The organism is Rhizobium zaerense (assembly GCF_051810725.1).
Lineage (GTDB): Bacteria > Pseudomonadota > Alphaproteobacteria > Rhizobiales > Rhizobiaceae > Rhizobium > Rhizobium leguminosarum_I.
Genome location: NZ_JBPWQY020000005.1, coordinates 275,359 through 290,086 on the forward strand (window position 1 = coordinate 275,359; position 14,728 = coordinate 290,086).

Genomic DNA, 14,728 nt, shown 5'->3' on the forward strand with positions numbered 1-14,728 from the left:
ATACCGGCCCGTCGTGGCCGGTATCAGTCTTCTTTTTGCAGCATCTGCAAGGGTTTGCCAGACGTTCATGATACGCTACATCCTCCAGCGCCTGTTCGGCATGATCGTCGTGATGTTTCTCGTCGTCACGATCGTCTTCGTCATCGTGCGTGTGACACCGGGAGATCCGGCCGCCGTCATGCTCGGGCCGGATGCGACGCCGCAGGATATTGCCGACCTCAGGTCCCGGCTCGGCCTCGATCAGTCGCTCGGCCTGCAATATGTCTATTATATCGGCCAGATGCTGAGAGGTGATCTCGGCCAGTCGATCTTCCTCAACATGCCCGTCACCTCGGCCTTGCTCGACCGCGCCGAGCCGACCTTCTTCCTGACTTTGTTTTCGCTCGCAATCGCCAGCATCATCGCCCTGCCGATCGGCATCTATGCCGCCTATCGGCGCGGTTCCTTCATCGATCAGGCGGCAACGACGCTCGCGATGTTTGCCGCCAGCATTCCAAGCTTCTGGCTCGGCCTGATCCTGATGCAGTCCTTCGCCGTCAGGCTGAACCTCTTCCCGGTCTCGGGTTATGGCGGTCCCGGCTCGACCTTCTTCGAGCGCATGTATCACCTGACGCTGCCTGCCTTTGCGCTCGGCATTGTCTCTTCGGCGCTGATCCTGCGCTTCACCCGCGCGTCGATGCTCGATGTGCTTGGCGACGATTATATCCGCACGGCCCGCGCCAAGGGGCTGATCGAGCGCCGGGTCATTCTCAAGCACGCTCTGAAGAATGCGCTGATCCCGATTCTGACGGTGATCGGTCTGACGGCAGCGGTGCTGATTTCGGGCGCCGTCGTCACCGAGACCGTCTTCGGCCTGCCGGGTGTCGGCAATCTCGTCGTCTCGGCGGTCCTGCGCCGCGACTATCCCGTCATCCAGGGGGCGCTGCTCGTCATCGCCGCCCTCTATGTGCTGATCAATTTTGCGATCGACATGCTCTATCTGCTGATCGATCCAAGGGTGCGCTACTGATGGCCGATATCGCAATCAAACCCGCGGAAGGCGAGGGCAGCAAATTCGCCAGGCGGCTGCTGAAGCGCAAGACGGTCGCCTTGGGCCTGCTGATCCTGACGATCTTCGTGCTTCTGGCGATCTTGGCGGCTCTTGTCGCGCCCTATTCGCCGTCGAAGCTTTCCATCGTCAACCGGCTGAAACCGCCGAGCGGCACCTTTGTCTTCGGCACCGACGAGTTCGGCCGCGACGTCTTCTCGCGCACGATCTTCGCCGGCCGCCTGTCGCTGCTCGTCGGTGTTGCGGTCGTGACCTTGTCGGCCGTGATCGGCGTAACGCTCGGTCTGCTTGCCGGCTTCTTCCAGAAGCTCGATACGCCGATCGCCCGGCTGATCGATGCGATGATGGCATTCCCCGATATTCTGCTGGCGATCGCGCTCGTCGCCGCCCTCGGCCCGTCGTTGACGACGGTGATCATCGCGCTGTCGATCGTCTATGCGCCGCGCCTTGCCCGGATCGTGCGCGCTTCGACGCTGGTCATTCGCGAGCTGCCCTATGTCGAGGCGGCGAGGGCGCTTGGCATTTCGACCTTCCATATCATGACCCGGCATGTGCTGCGCAATCTGCTGTCGCCGATCCTGGTGCAGGCGACGTTCCTTTTCGCCAGCGCCATGCTTGCCGAAGCCGGCCTGTCTTTCCTCGGCCTCGGCGTCAGCCCCGAAATCCCGACCTGGGGAACGATGATCGCCGCCGGCCGCCAGTATATCGGCCAGGCCGACTGGATGACGCTGTTTCCGGGCGTCGCCATCATCCTCTCCGTGCTGTCGCTGCAGATGGTCGGCGACGGCCTCAGGGACATGCTCGATCCGAGACTTCGCAAGGATCTTTAATCCGCCGACCAAGCGTCGGCCCAATCGAAATTCGCTAAATCGAAAATTGCATGACAGGAGTTTGCGTGAATCAGTTTCCCACCGCCGCCGGCAAGGTCGAGAACTCGCCTTACGAACGGCTTGCTGCCCTCGGCATAACGCTTCCGCCGCCGCCGCCGCCGATCGCCAATTTCGTCACGCACGTGATCGAAGGCAATATGCTCTACCTCTCCGGCCAGGGCCCGCGCGAGGCCGACGGCTTCCTGCATGCCGGCAAGGTCGGCGGTGGCATCAGTGTCGAGGGGGCCTATGGCCATGCGCGGCTGACCGGCATCAACCTGCTTGCCGTCATGCAGGATGCGCTCGGCGATCTCTCCCGGGTCAAGCGGGTGGTCAAGCTGCTCGGCATGGTCAATGCCGTGCCTGATTTCGAGGATCATCCGAGCGTCATCAACGGCTGCTCGGATCTGCTGATCGCAGTCTTCGGGCCGGCCGGCGAACATGCCCGCTCGGCCGTCGGCTTCGGCTCGCTGCCCGGCAACATCACCGTCGAGATCGAGGCGATCGTCGCCTTGCACGGCTGATGGAAGCTCGACACATTTGATCGACCGCCCCATGTTTCGTTTTTCGACCCAGAATCCTGGAGATCTCCATGTTCACTGATATCCGCCCGTCGCTTGGCCTTCGCCCTGTCATCAATGTATCGGGCACCATGACCAGCCTCGGCGCCTCGATCGTCGTTCCCGAAGCGATCAGCGCGATGGCATCGATCCTTCCGCACTTCGTCGAGATCAACGACCTGCAGCGCAAGGCAAGCGCCGTCATCGCAAGGCTGACCGGCGGCGAGGCGGGCTTCGTCACTGCCTCCTGCTCGGCCGGTATTTCGCTCGCCGTCGCCGGCGCGATCACCGGCAATAACCTGCTGGCGATCGAGAAGCTGCCGGATGTCGTGCCGGAGAAGAACGAAGTGCTGGTGCAGATGGGCCATGTGGTCAGCTACGGCGCCCCGGTCGACCAGGCGATCCGGCTTGCCGGCGGCAAGGTCGTGCTTGTCGGGCAGGCGACCTCGACGCATCGCTTCCACATGGAAAACGCCATCACCGACAAGACCGCCGCTGCCGTCTATGTCGTCTCCCACCATGTTGTCGATTACGGCCTGCTGAACCTCAAGGAATTCGTCGAGATTGCCCATGCCAAGGGCGTGCCCGTCATCGTCGATGCCGCCTCGGAATATGATCTCAGGATTTTCCTGGAGCAGGGGGCCGACATCGCCCTTTACTCCGGCCACAAATTCCTCGGCGGCCCGACCTCGGGCATCGTTGCCGGCAGAAAGGAGCTGGTGCGCCACGCCTTCCTGCAGAACATGGGCATCGGCCGCGGCATGAAGGTCGGCAAGGAGAGCATCTTCGGAGTCATGGCAGCACTTGAAGCATGGGAAAACCGCGACCATGCCGGCATCCGGGAACGCGAGACCGGCTATCTCAACCTGTGGAAGCGCACGCTCGACGGTCGCCCGGGCGTCACCGCGCTGATCGAGCCCGACCCGACCAACAATCCGCTCGATCGGCTGCGCCTGATCGTCGATCCTGAGCAAGCCCATATCACCGCCTGGGATTTGGCCGATGCGCTCGCCAAGGGCAGCCCGCCGATCATCGCGCGCGATCACGAGGTGGAGCACCGCTATTTCTACCTCGACCCGTGCAATCTGCACCCGGGCGAAGAGACGATTGTCGCGCAGCGCCTGGCGCAGGAACTCGATAAGGCGCGCGCCTCCAACGAGATCATCGCAACGCCGATCGAGAACCGTAGCAGGCACCGCTTCGACGGTGCGCTGCGCTGGCCGGATTGAACCACCGCTTACCCGCAAGAGGAACCACCATGGCCAGCGCCCAAACGCAACCGATCCAGACGACCACCGACGTTCTTTCCGTCGAAGGGCTGACGACATCCTTCCTGGTGGACGGCGTCTGGAAACCGGTGGTGCGCGACGTCTCCTTCACCGTCGCTCCGGCGGAAACGGTGGCGATCGTCGGCGAATCGGGCTCGGGCAAGAGCGTCACCTCGCTCTCGATCATGCGGCTGCTGCAGGCGGATACGAGCCGCGTCGAGGGCCGCGTCATGCTCGGTGGACGCGACCTTCTGGCATTGCCGGAAAATGCCATGCGGCAGGTTCGCGGCAACGAGGTGGCGATGATCTTCCAGGAGCCGATGACATCGCTCAATCCGCTCTTCACCATCGGCGACCAGATATCCGAAGCGCTGCTCTGCCATTCCGATATGAGCAGGGCCGATGCCAAAGCCGAGACGATAAGGCTGCTGGAAAAGGTCCGCATTCCCTCGGCCGCCTCGCGCTTCGGCGAATATCCGCATCGTTTCTCCGGCGGCATGCGCCAGCGGGTGATGATCGCCATGGCGCTTGCCAGCCGGCCGAAACTGTTGATCGCCGACGAGCCGACAACGGCGCTGGATGTGACGATCCAGGGCCAGATCCTCGATCTCATCAAGATGCTGCAGGACGAGGAGGGAACCTCCGTTCTGTTCATCACCCATGACATGGGCGTCGTTGCCGAGATCGCCGACCGGACGGTGGTGATGTATCGCGGCGAACAGGTGGAAAGCGGCGTTACCGCCGATATCTTCCACCGCGGCAAACATCCGTATACGAGAGCGCTACTGTCAGCCGTGCCGGTGCTCGGCTCGATGCAGGGCAGGCAAAGGCCGCTGCGCTTTCCCGTGGTCAATACCTCAACGGGTGAATCGGACATTCCCGCCGAGGTCACCGATACGGTGGCATTGACGCCAGTCCTGCAGGTGAAGAACCTCACCAAGCGCTTCGATATTCATTCCGGCCTGTTCGGCCGGCTGACCAGCCGGGTGCATGCCGTCGAAAACGTCTCATTCGATCTTCACGCTGGCGAGACGCTGTCGCTCGTCGGCGAATCCGGTTGCGGCAAATCGACGACCGGCCGCGCCATCATGCGCCTCATCGAGCCGCAGGCCGGTTCCGTTCTCGTCGAGGGCAGGGAGGTGCTCGGCCTCGACCGGAAGGACCTGCGCGAGATGCGCAAATCCGTGCAGATGATCTTCCAGGATCCCTTTGCCAGCCTCAATCCGCGCATGACGGTCGGCGCAGCTATCGCCGAACCCTATCTCGAGCACAGGATGGGCAACGCGAAACAGGCAAAGGATGTCGTCGCCGATCTGCTGGTGAAGGTCGGTCTGTCCTCGGATATGGCCGCCCGTTATCCGCATGAGTTTTCCGGCGGCCAGCGCCAACGCATCTGCATCGCCCGCGCGCTCGCCTTGCAGCCGAAGGTCATTGTCGCCGACGAAAGCGTCTCGGCGCTCGACGTCTCGATCAAGGCGCAGGTCATCAACCTGATGCTCGACCTGCAGCAGAGCCTCAACCTCGCCTTCCTGTTCATCTCGCACGACATGGCGGTGGTCGAGCGCGTCAGCCATCGCGTAGCGGTGATGTATCTCGGCGAGATCGTCGAGATCGGCCCGCGATCCGCGGTCTTCGAAAATCCGCAGCATCCCTATACGAAAAAACTCATCGCGGCAGTGCCGGTGCCGGATCCCAACCGTCGCCACGAAAAGCGGATGGTGGCGAATGACGAGATCAAGAGCCCAATGCGCCCGGTCGACTATCAGCCTGCAAGCACGTCTTATCGCGAAGTCGGGCCGGGCCACCTGGTCATGGCGGATCGCTAGACTTGCCATCGCGTTTCGGATCTGACGGGCGCTATTCCATCGCCAGGATCATGTTGCGCACGACGGGGTAGATTTCCCCCTCCCAGCGGCGGCCGCTGAAGACGCCGTAATGTCCGACATTGGCCTGAAGATGATGGCGCTTCAGATGTGGGCGTAGCGCCCGACAGAGATCGTGCGCGGCCGAGGTCTGGCCGAGTGCGCAGATATCGTCGCGCCCGCCCTCGACGGTCAAAAGCGCCGTGTTGCGGATCTGGCCGGGATCGACCTTGCGGCCATGATGGGTCAGGTCGCCGGTCGCGATTTCCGCCTTCTGGAAGACGCGTTCGATGGTTTCGATGTAGAATTCTTCGGTGAGGTCGAGCACGGCGAAATATTCGTCGTAGAAATTCTTGATCTTGCTGGCCTCGGCCGTCTCGCCCTTCGCCAGATGGTCGTAGAGCTTGCGATGGGCGTCCTGGTGGCGCTGCATGTTCATCGACATGAAGGCGACAAGCTGGAGGAAACCGGGATAGACGCGCCGTCCCGCACCCCGATAACGCCAGGGGACGTCCGTGATCAGCGAGTTTTCGAACCAGGCGAGCGATTGCGATACGGCAAGCTCGTTGACCTTCGTCGGGCTCTCGCGCGGATCGATCGGACCGGCCATCAGCGTCATGGTCCGCGGGGTGGCCGGATGCCGCTCTTCCGACATCACGGCGACGGCGGCCAGCGCCTGCACGCAGGGTTGGCAGACGGCAAGGATATGAGCGCCCGGACCGATCTCCTCCAGGAAATGCATGATATAATCGACATAGTCGTCCATGCCGAAGCGTCCGGCCGACAGCGGCACGTCACGGGCGTTGGCCCAGTCGGTGATATAGACGTCGTGGTCGCGCAGCAGGGTCTGCACGGTGCCGCGCAGCAGCGTCGAAAAATGGCCGGACAGCGGTGCGACGACCAGCACCCGCGGCCGCTTTGCATCGGTGTCCGTTGCAAAGCGCAGCAGCGTGCCGAAGGGCATGTCGAGCACGGTCTCGACAGTGACGGGCCTCACGCGATTGCCGATCATGACCGACGTAATAGCGAAATCCGGACGTTGGTGAGTGATCTCGAAGCGTGAGATCATCTCCAGCGCGGCGGCGAAGTGCCGTCCCATTTCGCTGCCGGATCCCCAGAGCGCTGTCGCGGAGAAGATCTGCAGGCGGCGCGCCAGATCGCGGAGCGGCGCGATGAGATCATCCTGGAACTGATAGGCCTGGTAGAGCATGGCCGAAATCTCCCGCACTGCCGCATCGATGCGGCAGTGCAAAAAATGCTAGTGGAATATCTCCTGCCATGCGAGAAGATTATCGAGGAAGAAGCAACATTGTCCGACAAGGATACGAGCCCGATGTCGCAGGCGGCACTGACGATTTCCTCGAAAAACTACTCATCATGGTCTCTGCGCGGCTGGCTGCTGTGCCGGATGGCCGGGCTGGACTTCGCCGAAGTCCTTGTGGAACTGGATGACGAGGCGCGCCAGGAACTGCTTCTGCTTTCACCGTCGGTTCTGGTGCCGAGGCTGACCCATGACGATGTGACGGTCTGGGACACGTTGGCGATCGCCGAATATCTCCATGAGGTCGCGCCCACTGCCGGGCTCTGGCCCACCGAGCGCGCGGCGCGCGCCCGCTGCCGGTCGGTTTCGGGCGAGATGCATTCGGGTTTCCACAATCTGCGCTCGGCATTGCCGATGAACCTCAAGGCGCGGCATGCGAGCTTCAAGATATTTTCGGGCGCGCGGCCCGATGTCGAGCGTGTCAAGGCGATCTGGACCGAATGCCTCGAGGCAAGCGGCGGCCCGTGGCTGTTCGGGATCACGCCGACCGTGGCCGATGCGATGTTTGCGCCGGTCTGCACCCGATTCCGCACCTACGCGGTGGAACTCGAACCGCAGCTCGAAGCCTATGTCGAGACGGTGCTGTCCTGGCCGCTGATGGGTGAATGGACGGAGGGAGCGATGGTCGAGCCGGATGAGATCGTCGAGTTGGAAGTCGAGTTCTGACCGGAACGCGGCGGTGCGGCTCCGCATCGACTTTCACGCGACGAATTAAGAGTTGCCTGCAAGGTGAGCGGCGCATAAATCAGATGCAGTGCTACATGCCGCGAAATCTGGACCAATGAACAGAGATTATTATTCCAAACTCGGCGGACTGCCGCCGCAAACCGAGCTGCTTTCCAGCAAAGCCGTTTTCACCACAGCCTACGCGGTCATCCCGCGCAGCGTCATGACCGATATCGTCACCAGCGTCCTTCCTCACTGGACGGGAACGCGGGCTTGGGTTCTCTCCCGGCCGCTCTCCGGTTTCTCCGAGACCTTCTCGCAATATGTGATGGAGGTCCAGCCCGGCGGCGGAAGCGACCGGCCGGAGCCCAACAAACGGGCCGAAGCGGTCCTGTTCGTCGTCGAAGGCGAGATGACGGTGGAGCTCGACGGCAACAGTCATGCGCTGCGCGCCGGTTCGTTCGCCTATCTTCCGGCGGGCTCGGTCTGGCGCCTGAAAAATAGCGGCTCGACGGCGGCAAAATTCCACTGGATTCGAAAGGCCTTTCAGGAGGTCGAGGGGCTGGAGCCGCCGCCGGCTATCTTCACGCATGAGGACCAGCACCCCATCTCGGCAATGCCCGATACCGATGGACGCTGGGGGACGACCCGGTTCATCGATCCAGCCGATGTCCGCTACGACATGCACGTGAATATCGTGACTCTGGAGCCGGGCGCCGTGATCCCCTTCATGGAAACCCATGTCATGGAGCATGGTCTCTATGTGCTGGAGGGCAAGGCGGTCTATCGGCTGAACCAGGATTGGGTCGAGGTCGAGGCCGGCGACTTCATGTGGCTGCGCTCCTTCTGCCCGCAGGCATGTTACGCCGGTGGCCCCGGCCGTTTCCGCTACCTGCTCTACAAGGACGTCAACCGTCACATGACGCTCTGGTAGGATCTGGAGCGGTTCAGCTTTTCATGGAAATGCAGAACCGCTCTAACCTTTTGTTTTATCGCAATTCCGGACGGAAAACCGCTTTGCACTCTTCCTGGAATTGCTTGGGCGAAGGAACGATGAAGCTCGAAAGCGAACGTCTGATTTTGAGACCCTGGCGACAGCAGGATCGCAAACCCTTCGCTGCGATCAATGCCGAGCCCGACGTCGTCAGATATCTCAATCCTCTGACCGACGAACAGTCGAATGCGATGCTCGACCGCATCGACCGGCACTTCGAGGACCATGGCTGGGGGTTTTGGGCGCTGGAGGAGAAGGAAAGCGGCGCGTTGATCGGTATGTGCGGCCTCGCCAAGGTTTCGCCGGCTTTGCCGTTTGCGCCTGCAGTCGAAATCGGTTGGCGGCTTTCAGCGTCGCGGCACGGCGCCGGATATGCGCGCGAGGCCGCGGAACGCTCTCTCGATTTTGCATTCAACGATCTGAAGCTTGACCGCATCGTCAGCTTCACGGTGCCCGCAAACAGCAATTCCTGGGGTTTGATGAGACGACTGGGGATGAACCGGATCGGTGAGTTCGACCATCCCAATTTCGCCGAAGGGCATCCGTTGCGCCATCACGTGCTCTATGAACTGCGGTCATCAAACGGTATTTGACCTCCCACGCATCGGCACCAACCGTGAGGGCGCGTTTATAGTTGAGCAACTTATGATTGTAAAAGTGGCGTAATCAACATTATGGAACAAAAAGGTGCTTTACAACCACCGAGAACCGCCTCTCTAATAAACCCCGCCAATCATTCATGATGGCACGTTGTCTGCAATGATGCCACGCGTTGCCGGAGGCGCCCAGACATTCACCGAATTCAGGTGAATCTGCCCCGCGCACCGGTTTCTCGGAGCTTTCTCGGTCAGGTCGTTCGTCCAAGCGTCGAAAGTGCATCCTGCAGTCTGAGTGCCGCCAATGCTTCGGTTGCCTCATCCGAAGACCATCCCGCTTCCAACGCCGCAGACAGGACCAGCGATTCCGTTTGAAGCTCGAGCTTCTCATAAAGCGGCTCGATGGCTTCGCGCGCTGTTACAACGTGCTGGTCTGGTGGGGTGATGGGTGTGGCGGCAACCGTAGGCATGAAATGCTCCTCCTATTGAACGCTAAGGTTCGAAACCCGTTAGGGGCATCCTTGTTCCATTCATATCGCCTTTTCGGTCTTCGAGCGGCCAAGCGAAAGAATGACGCCACATATATGGCGAAATTTCCTCCATCGCAGGAACGCGCGAATGATAATTGCCGGCGGGATCTTCTTGTGGTCGCCGACAGTCCCCTGTCTGGTGATAGATGCGTTCGGGTCGAGCAGAAACGCGACCAACGTGCTTGCACTCTGCGCCTCTACTTCGAGCTTGTCATCCAATAAATGCAGCCCCTGCTCGCCTCCAAGCCATCACCGCGCCGTGCGTGGTGAGCAAGAATCACCGTCGGCGCGTTCGTCCAGGCATTACAAATCAATCACGATATCGCCCTCAGGTTTTGCGCAGCAAATCAGCACATTGCCATCCGCCGGCGCATCGACAGGGTCCGGCCGGTAGCCGACGTTTCCTTCCACAAGTCCGGTCTCGCAAGTGTGACAGACGCCGGTTCGGCACGACCATCGCACCGGCACGTCGCAGGCCTCGGCCAGTTCGAGCAAGCTCTGGAATGTCGGCTCCCAGCGCACATTGAGACCGGTGCGGGCAAACGACACCAGCGGCCCCGAGCCTGGAAGCCCTGCCGGCAAATGTGGTGGCCGGCGGGGCGAGGCAGCTATGCCGGGTGTGATCGACGGACCGGCGCCGAACATCTCGGTGTGGATGCGATCCGGCGCGATGCCCAAGCCTGCAAGGCCGACGGTGAGATCGCCCATGAAGCTCGATGGTCCGCAGACATAGACGTCACAATTGCGCGGTAGGTTGAGCGATTTGAGCGCCTCCGCATCCAGATGGCCGCGAGCGTCGAAATCGATATCGGGCCGATCCTTGGGGTCGGGAGAGCTGTAGCAAATGTGGCTGTGATGGTGAGCGAGCGCCTTAAGCAGCCCGCGCGCCTCCTCGGCAAAGGGATGCTCGCGGCCATTGCGGGTTCCATACAACCACCAGACTTCCCGGGGCGATGCTTCGGCCGCCAAAACATGAAGCATCGCCAGCACCGGCGTCACTCCGATCCCGGCACTCAACAGAACAACCGGTGTATCGCCCGGCCGCAATATGAAACTGCCGCGCGCCGCACTTGCCTGCACGATGTCGCCGACCTGTAGCTCGTCGTCGATGTAGCCGCTGGCTGCGCCATGGACCTCCCGCTTGACGCTGACGCGATAATGCGTGGCGCTGGGCTCGCCCGACAGCGAATAGCTGCGCATCAGCGCAGGCGCCGAATCCAGTCCGAGCCGCAGCACCACGAACTGCCCGGGGAGTGCGGCGGCAACAGGCTGGCCATCTGCCGGTTCGAGCACGAGGGAGACCACACTGCCGCTTTCGCGCACTTTGCGCGACACGCGCAGCGGGCGGAACCCGCGCCATGCCGGAGGTGGGCCGGGCGCGGCTGTCAGCCCGGCATTTCCTGTCGTCGCGCCCTCCTTCCGCTCCTGCTTGAGCAGGGCCTCGAAAGAATGACGCCAGCCTGGGCTCAGCGCTGGGACGCGCAGCGCTCGCTCCAACTGATCGCGCGGGTGACCCGGCATATAAAGCAGCGCGTTGATCTCGAAAACGCTCATGCCCTCGGGCCCGGACGCCACCTTCGTGATCTCGTCGCCGGCCTGCACTTCGCCTTCCTCCAGCACACGGAAATAGAAACCAGGTCGACCATGTTTGACCACCAGCGCGGCCATCTCTGGCTCGTCCATGCGTATGCCGAGCCGGTAGCAGGTGACGCGCGGTTGCGTCGCCTCGAACAAAGCGCCGCCGATCCTGTAACGGTCTCCAATGCAAACCTCTGCATCCGGCAACCCATCGACGGTGAAATTCTCGCCGAACTGACCGTAAACGAAGTCGTCTCGGCGCAATTGCTCCTGCCAGTACCGATAGGAATCGATCTGATAGACAAAGACTGCGCGGCGTTCGCCGCCGTGGCCAGCCAGATCGCCCTGTCCATCGCCGTCGACGTTCAGGCGCCGCACCATGCGCGGGCCGTCGACCGGCGTCTTCCAAATGGCAGTGTTGACGATCTTGCCTTGCCAGGTGACGTCGCGCGGCAGGCCCACATTGACCGAAAGCAAGCGTACCATGACATTTCTCCCGAATGACGATGATCGCAATTTCCAGATCGGCGCAGGATGACTACAGCGTCAATCTCAGTTCGAGATAGTGTTCGGTCAAAGTCGTCAAGGTGAAGGCTCTGTTGAGGCCGCTCGGATTTGGCAACAGCCAGACACCTGCGCCGGCAAATTCCTCCGGCTGTCGACCCCATTCAACATTGGCTCGAAGACTGATAGCCGCGTATGCCGCCTTTCCAAGAAAAGCCAGATTGGCTGGCGCGAACTTTCGTATCTTGGTTTCCAGGACGGGCGCGGCGCTAAGGTAATCCTGCTTCTTAAGCTCGCTTGCGCTTTTTGTCGGACGTGAAACCGCGGATGTCAGACCACAGCCATATTGCAACAACGCGCGCTCTTCATCCGCCCGCAGCAGGCGCGGTGTAAATCCGGCCAGATGCAGGACGCGCCAAAAACGGTTGCTCGGGTTCGAGAAATTATGGCCGTCGCGAACCGCGGACAGAGCAGGATTCAATCCGCAGAATACCACGGAAAGGCCAGGAGTGAGGATTTCCGACAATTCGGCTTTTGGCATCATGGGGTCGCCTGGGCCGTTGAGGTTTGCGGATGTGGCATCATCTTGCATTATGGGATATCGCTCGAATTAAGCCTGTCAAATATACCAACCGTGCGTCGATCGAAACGAGCTTCCTGAACACCGTCAAGAAGAGGCCGGTCTAACAGACACGCAGTGCTAATCATGTTGCTGGAAATGTCGATGAATGGTCTTACCGGACAATTCCTGAAATCGGAATCGATTTCAGGAATTATGCGGCCATTCAAAGTGCACAGCGTCTTTTGCGGCTCTCAAAAGACGCGCGATGCGGTAGTGACAATCTGAAAATATCCGCTGCAATCGATTCTTTGACGGGATCTTCATGACCATCGAAGCCTCACGAAATCCGCATCCGATCTATTTTGCCGGAGCTTTTGCCACGGGCGGGCTCCTGACTTTTATGGTGCACCTCAACGGCGAGTTGGCCCGTTATGGGAATCCCCTGTTCTCATCTTGGACCGCCCACGGCACGGGCATCATCGCAGCCGTCATTCTTCTTTTGCTGATCCACCGGCGCCGCAGACCTAAGCCGGAACAAACCTTGCGCGCGCCTTTATGGGCCTATTTCGGTGGGATATCCGGCGCGGCAACGGTCATGCTGACCTCGACCGCGGTCAACTCACCGCTCGGGCTCTCAGGCACCTTGGCTTTGGGTTTGGCAGGCCAGGTCGCCTTCAGCGTCGCAGCCGACAGTTGGGGATTGTTTGGTCTGCCAAGGCGCCGTCCAGATAGACGAGACATCGTAGCACTCGGCTTGGTCGTCATGGGGGCTGCGCTGATTATCCTGCTTGGGCGAGGTGCGGCATGACGGTGTTCATTCTCCTGGCTTGCCTGGGCGGTGTGCTCGTCGGTCTCAGTCGTCAGCTCAATGGGCGGTTGAGCATATCCACCACACCGCTGATCGCATCCTTCTGGAACCATGCCGTGGGCTTTGCCGTCCTCACCTGCCTTGGTCTCTTTGTCGGGGGCCTGCTTCCTGCAGGCGCTGCCGATGCGCCTTGGTATGCCTATCTGGGTGGTCCCATCGGCGTCATCTTCGTGGCGGCGGGCAGTTGGGTCATTGCTCGAATAGGCGCGGTCAATTCGGCTCTGCTGATCATCGGTGGCCAGATGGTGACAGGGGTGGCGTTTGATTATATCAGCGCCGTTCCAGCATCATTTTGGGCGAACGCGGCCGGAATTGTTCTCATCGTCGGCGGAATGATGGTCAGTCGGGGACGACGCAAAACCGGCCGCTCGCAATAGCCGGACAGGACATTTGCCCGTCGGCGGTGATCACCCCCGGCCCCCGTTAACTGCAATCTCAGGCGAGGTATTTCGTAAACCAGTCGACCGTTCGCTGCCAGGCGAGCTTGGCTGCTGCTTCGTCGTAGCGGGGCGTGGAATCATTGTGGAAGCCGTGATTGACGTTAGGGTAGATGTAGGCCTCGAATGTCTTTCCCGCTGACTTCAGTGCAGCTTCATAGGCCGGCCAGCCTTCGTTGATGTCCTTGTCCAGCCCGGCATAATGGAGAAGCAGCGGCGCCTTGATCTTCGGCACGTCTTCGGAGCGCGGCTGCCTGCCGTAAAAGGGCACGGCCGCGGCAAGTTCCGGATAGGCCACTGCCGCCGCGTTGGCCACGCCGCCGCCATAGCAGAAGCCGGTGATGCCGACTTTGCCGGTGGTGAGTTCGCTATGCATCAGGAATTCCACGGCTGCGAAGAAATCGTTCATCAGCTTTTCCGGGTCGACCTTTTGCTGGAGTTCCCGCCCCTTTTCATCGTTGCCAGGGTAGCCTCCGACCGACGTCAGTCCATCCGGCGCAAGTGCAATGAAACCTGCCTTTGCCACGCGCCGCGCCACATCCTCGATGTAGGGGTTCAGACCTCTATTCTCGTGAACGACCACCACGGCCGCGACTTTGCCGGCCGCTTTTGCGGGGCGGACGAGATAGCCGCGGACATCGCCATTTCCCTTTGGAGAGGGATAGGTGATGTATTCGGCTAATATATCGGGATCGGTGAACTCGACCTGTGTCGCCAGCGCATAATCAGGGCTCAGCGAAGAAAGAATGGTGGCTGCCGTCACGCCGCCGACAGCGAATTTGCCGGCTCGGTCGAGAAACTCGCGCTTGGTAATTTTCCCGTGCGCGTAATAATCGTAGAGTTCGAGAAGTTCCTGAGGGAAATCCTTGGCTGTCATGCGGGTCATGATGGCTCCTCCTTGCCTTCGGGTCTCGCACTATCCTACACACGTAAACTCGCGGCTCTTTTCAACATTTCGCGAGTTCTGCGTGAGCTTGCCGGGGCGATCATTGGCTGCGCCAACAGTCGCTGAATTCGCTGCCCCGGCGTCAAGAGATGCGCCTTCTTCCCTTTTGCAATCGGCGT

At 61.0% G+C, this 14,728-nt stretch carries 15 protein-coding genes and 1 pseudogene; 10 read left to right on the forward strand and 6 right to left on the reverse strand.

Going from position 1 to position 14,728, the window contains the following annotated elements; all coding sequences use genetic code 11:
- Positions 1-67: 67 nt before the first annotated feature.
- The 5 genes from ACS4RR_RS32190 to ACS4RR_RS32210 all read left to right on the forward strand — a co-directional run bounded on the left by ACS4RR_RS32190 (position 68) and on the right by ACS4RR_RS32210 (position 5,571).
- Positions 68-1,009: an ABC transporter permease gene (locus ACS4RR_RS32190; protein WP_456190607.1), complete on the forward strand. Its 942-nt coding sequence runs from the start codon at positions 68-70 to the stop codon at positions 1,007-1,009.
- Complete coding sequence (locus tag ACS4RR_RS32195; RefSeq protein WP_260111848.1) at positions 1,009-1,878, forward strand: ABC transporter permease; 870 nt, start codon at positions 1,009-1,011, stop codon at positions 1,876-1,878. The genes ACS4RR_RS32190 and ACS4RR_RS32195 overlap by 1 nt, the downstream gene beginning before the upstream one ends.
- A gap of 50 nt (positions 1,879-1,928) precedes the next feature.
- A complete protein-coding gene (locus ACS4RR_RS32200) occupies positions 1,929-2,441 on the forward strand; it encodes a RidA family protein (protein WP_170261597.1) in 513 nt (170 codons plus the stop codon).
- A gap of 68 nt (positions 2,442-2,509) precedes the next feature.
- Positions 2,510-3,706, forward strand: a complete 1,197-nt coding sequence (locus ACS4RR_RS32205; RefSeq protein WP_260111849.1) for an aminotransferase class V-fold PLP-dependent enzyme — start codon at positions 2,510-2,512, stop codon at positions 3,704-3,706.
- Positions 3,707-3,735: 29 nt separating this feature from the next.
- Positions 3,736-5,571: an ABC transporter ATP-binding protein gene (locus ACS4RR_RS32210; RefSeq protein WP_260111850.1), complete on the forward strand. Its 1,836-nt coding sequence runs from the start codon at positions 3,736-3,738 to the stop codon at positions 5,569-5,571.
- 31 nt (positions 5,572-5,602) lie between these two features.
- Here the strand turns inward: ACS4RR_RS32210 and ACS4RR_RS32215 are convergent, their stop codons facing one another.
- Positions 5,603-6,817, reverse strand: coding sequence for a polyhydroxyalkanoate depolymerase (locus tag ACS4RR_RS32215; RefSeq protein WP_162115336.1), 1,215 nt, complete (start codon positions 6,815-6,817; stop codon positions 5,603-5,605).
- A 123-nt stretch (positions 6,818-6,940) separates the two neighbouring features.
- On the opposite strand from ACS4RR_RS32215, the gene ACS4RR_RS32220 reads away from it, so the two are divergent.
- The 3 genes from ACS4RR_RS32220 (at position 6,941) to ACS4RR_RS32230 (ending at position 9,181) form a co-directional block, all read left to right on the forward strand.
- The gene (locus tag ACS4RR_RS32220) at positions 6,941-7,594 is read left to right on the forward strand and encodes a glutathione S-transferase (RefSeq protein ID WP_260111999.1); all 654 of its coding nucleotides are present in this window, start codon (positions 6,941-6,943) and stop codon (positions 7,592-7,594) included.
- Positions 7,595-7,709: 115 nt separating this feature from the next.
- Entirely contained in the window at positions 7,710-8,528 is an 819-nt protein-coding gene (locus ACS4RR_RS32225; RefSeq protein ID WP_162115337.1) for a bifunctional allantoicase/(S)-ureidoglycine aminohydrolase, read from the forward strand.
- Between the two features lie 119 nt (positions 8,529-8,647).
- The gene (locus ACS4RR_RS32230; protein ID WP_260111851.1) at positions 8,648-9,181 is read left to right on the forward strand and encodes a GNAT family N-acetyltransferase; all 534 of its coding nucleotides are present in this window, start codon (positions 8,648-8,650) and stop codon (positions 9,179-9,181) included.
- Between the two features lie 254 nt (positions 9,182-9,435).
- Here ACS4RR_RS32230 and ACS4RR_RS32235 read toward each other — a convergent pair whose 3' ends face one another.
- The 4 genes and pseudogenes from ACS4RR_RS32235 to mug form a co-directional block, all read right to left on the reverse strand.
- Positions 9,436-9,654, reverse strand: a complete 219-nt coding sequence (locus ACS4RR_RS32235; RefSeq protein WP_017968423.1) for a hypothetical protein — start codon at positions 9,652-9,654, stop codon at positions 9,436-9,438.
- A 60-nt stretch (positions 9,655-9,714) separates the two neighbouring features.
- Positions 9,715-9,954 (reverse strand): annotated as a pseudogene (locus ACS4RR_RS32240) (pirin family protein); the annotation flags it as partial.
- Between the two features lie 63 nt (positions 9,955-10,017).
- Positions 10,018-11,778, reverse strand: coding sequence for an MOSC domain-containing protein (locus ACS4RR_RS32245; RefSeq protein ID WP_456190608.1), 1,761 nt, complete (start codon positions 11,776-11,778; stop codon positions 10,018-10,020).
- A 52-nt stretch (positions 11,779-11,830) separates the two neighbouring features.
- Positions 11,831-12,337, reverse strand: a complete 507-nt coding sequence (gene mug, locus ACS4RR_RS32250; protein WP_456190705.1) for a G/U mismatch-specific DNA glycosylase — start codon at positions 12,335-12,337, stop codon at positions 11,831-11,833.
- Positions 12,338-12,680: 343 nt separating this feature from the next.
- Here mug and ACS4RR_RS32255 point away from each other — a divergent pair, with 343 nt between their 5' ends.
- The gene (locus ACS4RR_RS32255; RefSeq protein ID WP_456190609.1) at positions 12,681-13,166 is read left to right on the forward strand and encodes a DMT family transporter; all 486 of its coding nucleotides are present in this window, start codon (positions 12,681-12,683) and stop codon (positions 13,164-13,166) included.
- On the forward strand, positions 13,163-13,603 hold the full coding sequence (locus ACS4RR_RS32260; RefSeq protein WP_162115342.1) for a DMT family transporter: 441 nt from the start codon (positions 13,163-13,165) through the stop codon (positions 13,601-13,603). The genes ACS4RR_RS32255 and ACS4RR_RS32260 overlap by 4 nt, the downstream gene beginning before the upstream one ends.
- 58 nt (positions 13,604-13,661) lie before the next feature.
- On the opposite strand, the gene yghX is transcribed toward ACS4RR_RS32260, so the two are convergent.
- The gene (gene yghX / locus ACS4RR_RS32265) at positions 13,662-14,549 is read right to left on the reverse strand and encodes a YghX family hydrolase (RefSeq protein ID WP_222280295.1); all 888 of its coding nucleotides are present in this window, start codon (positions 14,547-14,549) and stop codon (positions 13,662-13,664) included.
- Positions 14,550-14,728: the final 179 nt, after the last annotated feature.

Bases quoted from the DNA above. Each gene is read 5' to 3' on its own strand.
- ACS4RR_RS32190 (WP_456190607.1), top strand. From the start codon at position 68: ATGATACGCTACATCCTCCAGCGCCTGTTCGGCATGATCGTCGTGATG.
- ACS4RR_RS32195 (WP_260111848.1), top strand. From the start codon at position 1,009: ATGGCCGATATCGCAATCAAACCCGCGGAAGGCGAGGGCAGCAAATTC.
- ACS4RR_RS32200 (WP_170261597.1), top strand. From the start codon at position 1,929: ATGACAGGAGTTTGCGTGAATCAGTTTCCCACCGCCGCCGGCAAGGTC.
- ACS4RR_RS32205 (WP_260111849.1), top strand. From the start codon at position 2,510: ATGTTCACTGATATCCGCCCGTCGCTTGGCCTTCGCCCTGTCATCAAT.
- ACS4RR_RS32210 (WP_260111850.1), top strand. From the start codon at position 3,736: ATGGCCAGCGCCCAAACGCAACCGATCCAGACGACCACCGACGTTCTT.
- ACS4RR_RS32215 (WP_162115336.1), bottom strand. From the start codon at position 6,817: ATGCTCTACCAGGCCTATCAGTTCCAGGATGATCTCATCGCGCCGCTC.
- ACS4RR_RS32220 (WP_260111999.1), top strand. From the start codon at position 6,941: ATGTCGCAGGCGGCACTGACGATTTCCTCGAAAAACTACTCATCATGG.
- ACS4RR_RS32225 (WP_162115337.1), top strand. From the start codon at position 7,710: ATGAACAGAGATTATTATTCCAAACTCGGCGGACTGCCGCCGCAAACC.
- ACS4RR_RS32230 (WP_260111851.1), top strand. From the start codon at position 8,648: ATGAAGCTCGAAAGCGAACGTCTGATTTTGAGACCCTGGCGACAGCAG.
- ACS4RR_RS32235 (WP_017968423.1), bottom strand. From the start codon at position 9,654: ATGCCTACGGTTGCCGCCACACCCATCACCCCACCAGACCAGCACGTT.
- ACS4RR_RS32245 (WP_456190608.1), bottom strand. From the start codon at position 11,778: ATGGTACGCTTGCTTTCGGTCAATGTGGGCCTGCCGCGCGACGTCACC.
- mug (WP_456190705.1), bottom strand. From the start codon at position 12,337: ATGCCAAAAGCCGAATTGTCGGAAATCCTCACTCCTGGCCTTTCCGTG.
- ACS4RR_RS32255 (WP_456190609.1), top strand. From the start codon at position 12,681: ATGACCATCGAAGCCTCACGAAATCCGCATCCGATCTATTTTGCCGGA.
- ACS4RR_RS32260 (WP_162115342.1), top strand. From the start codon at position 13,163: ATGACGGTGTTCATTCTCCTGGCTTGCCTGGGCGGTGTGCTCGTCGGT.
- yghX (WP_222280295.1), bottom strand. From the start codon at position 14,549: ATGACCCGCATGACAGCCAAGGATTTCCCTCAGGAACTTCTCGAACTC.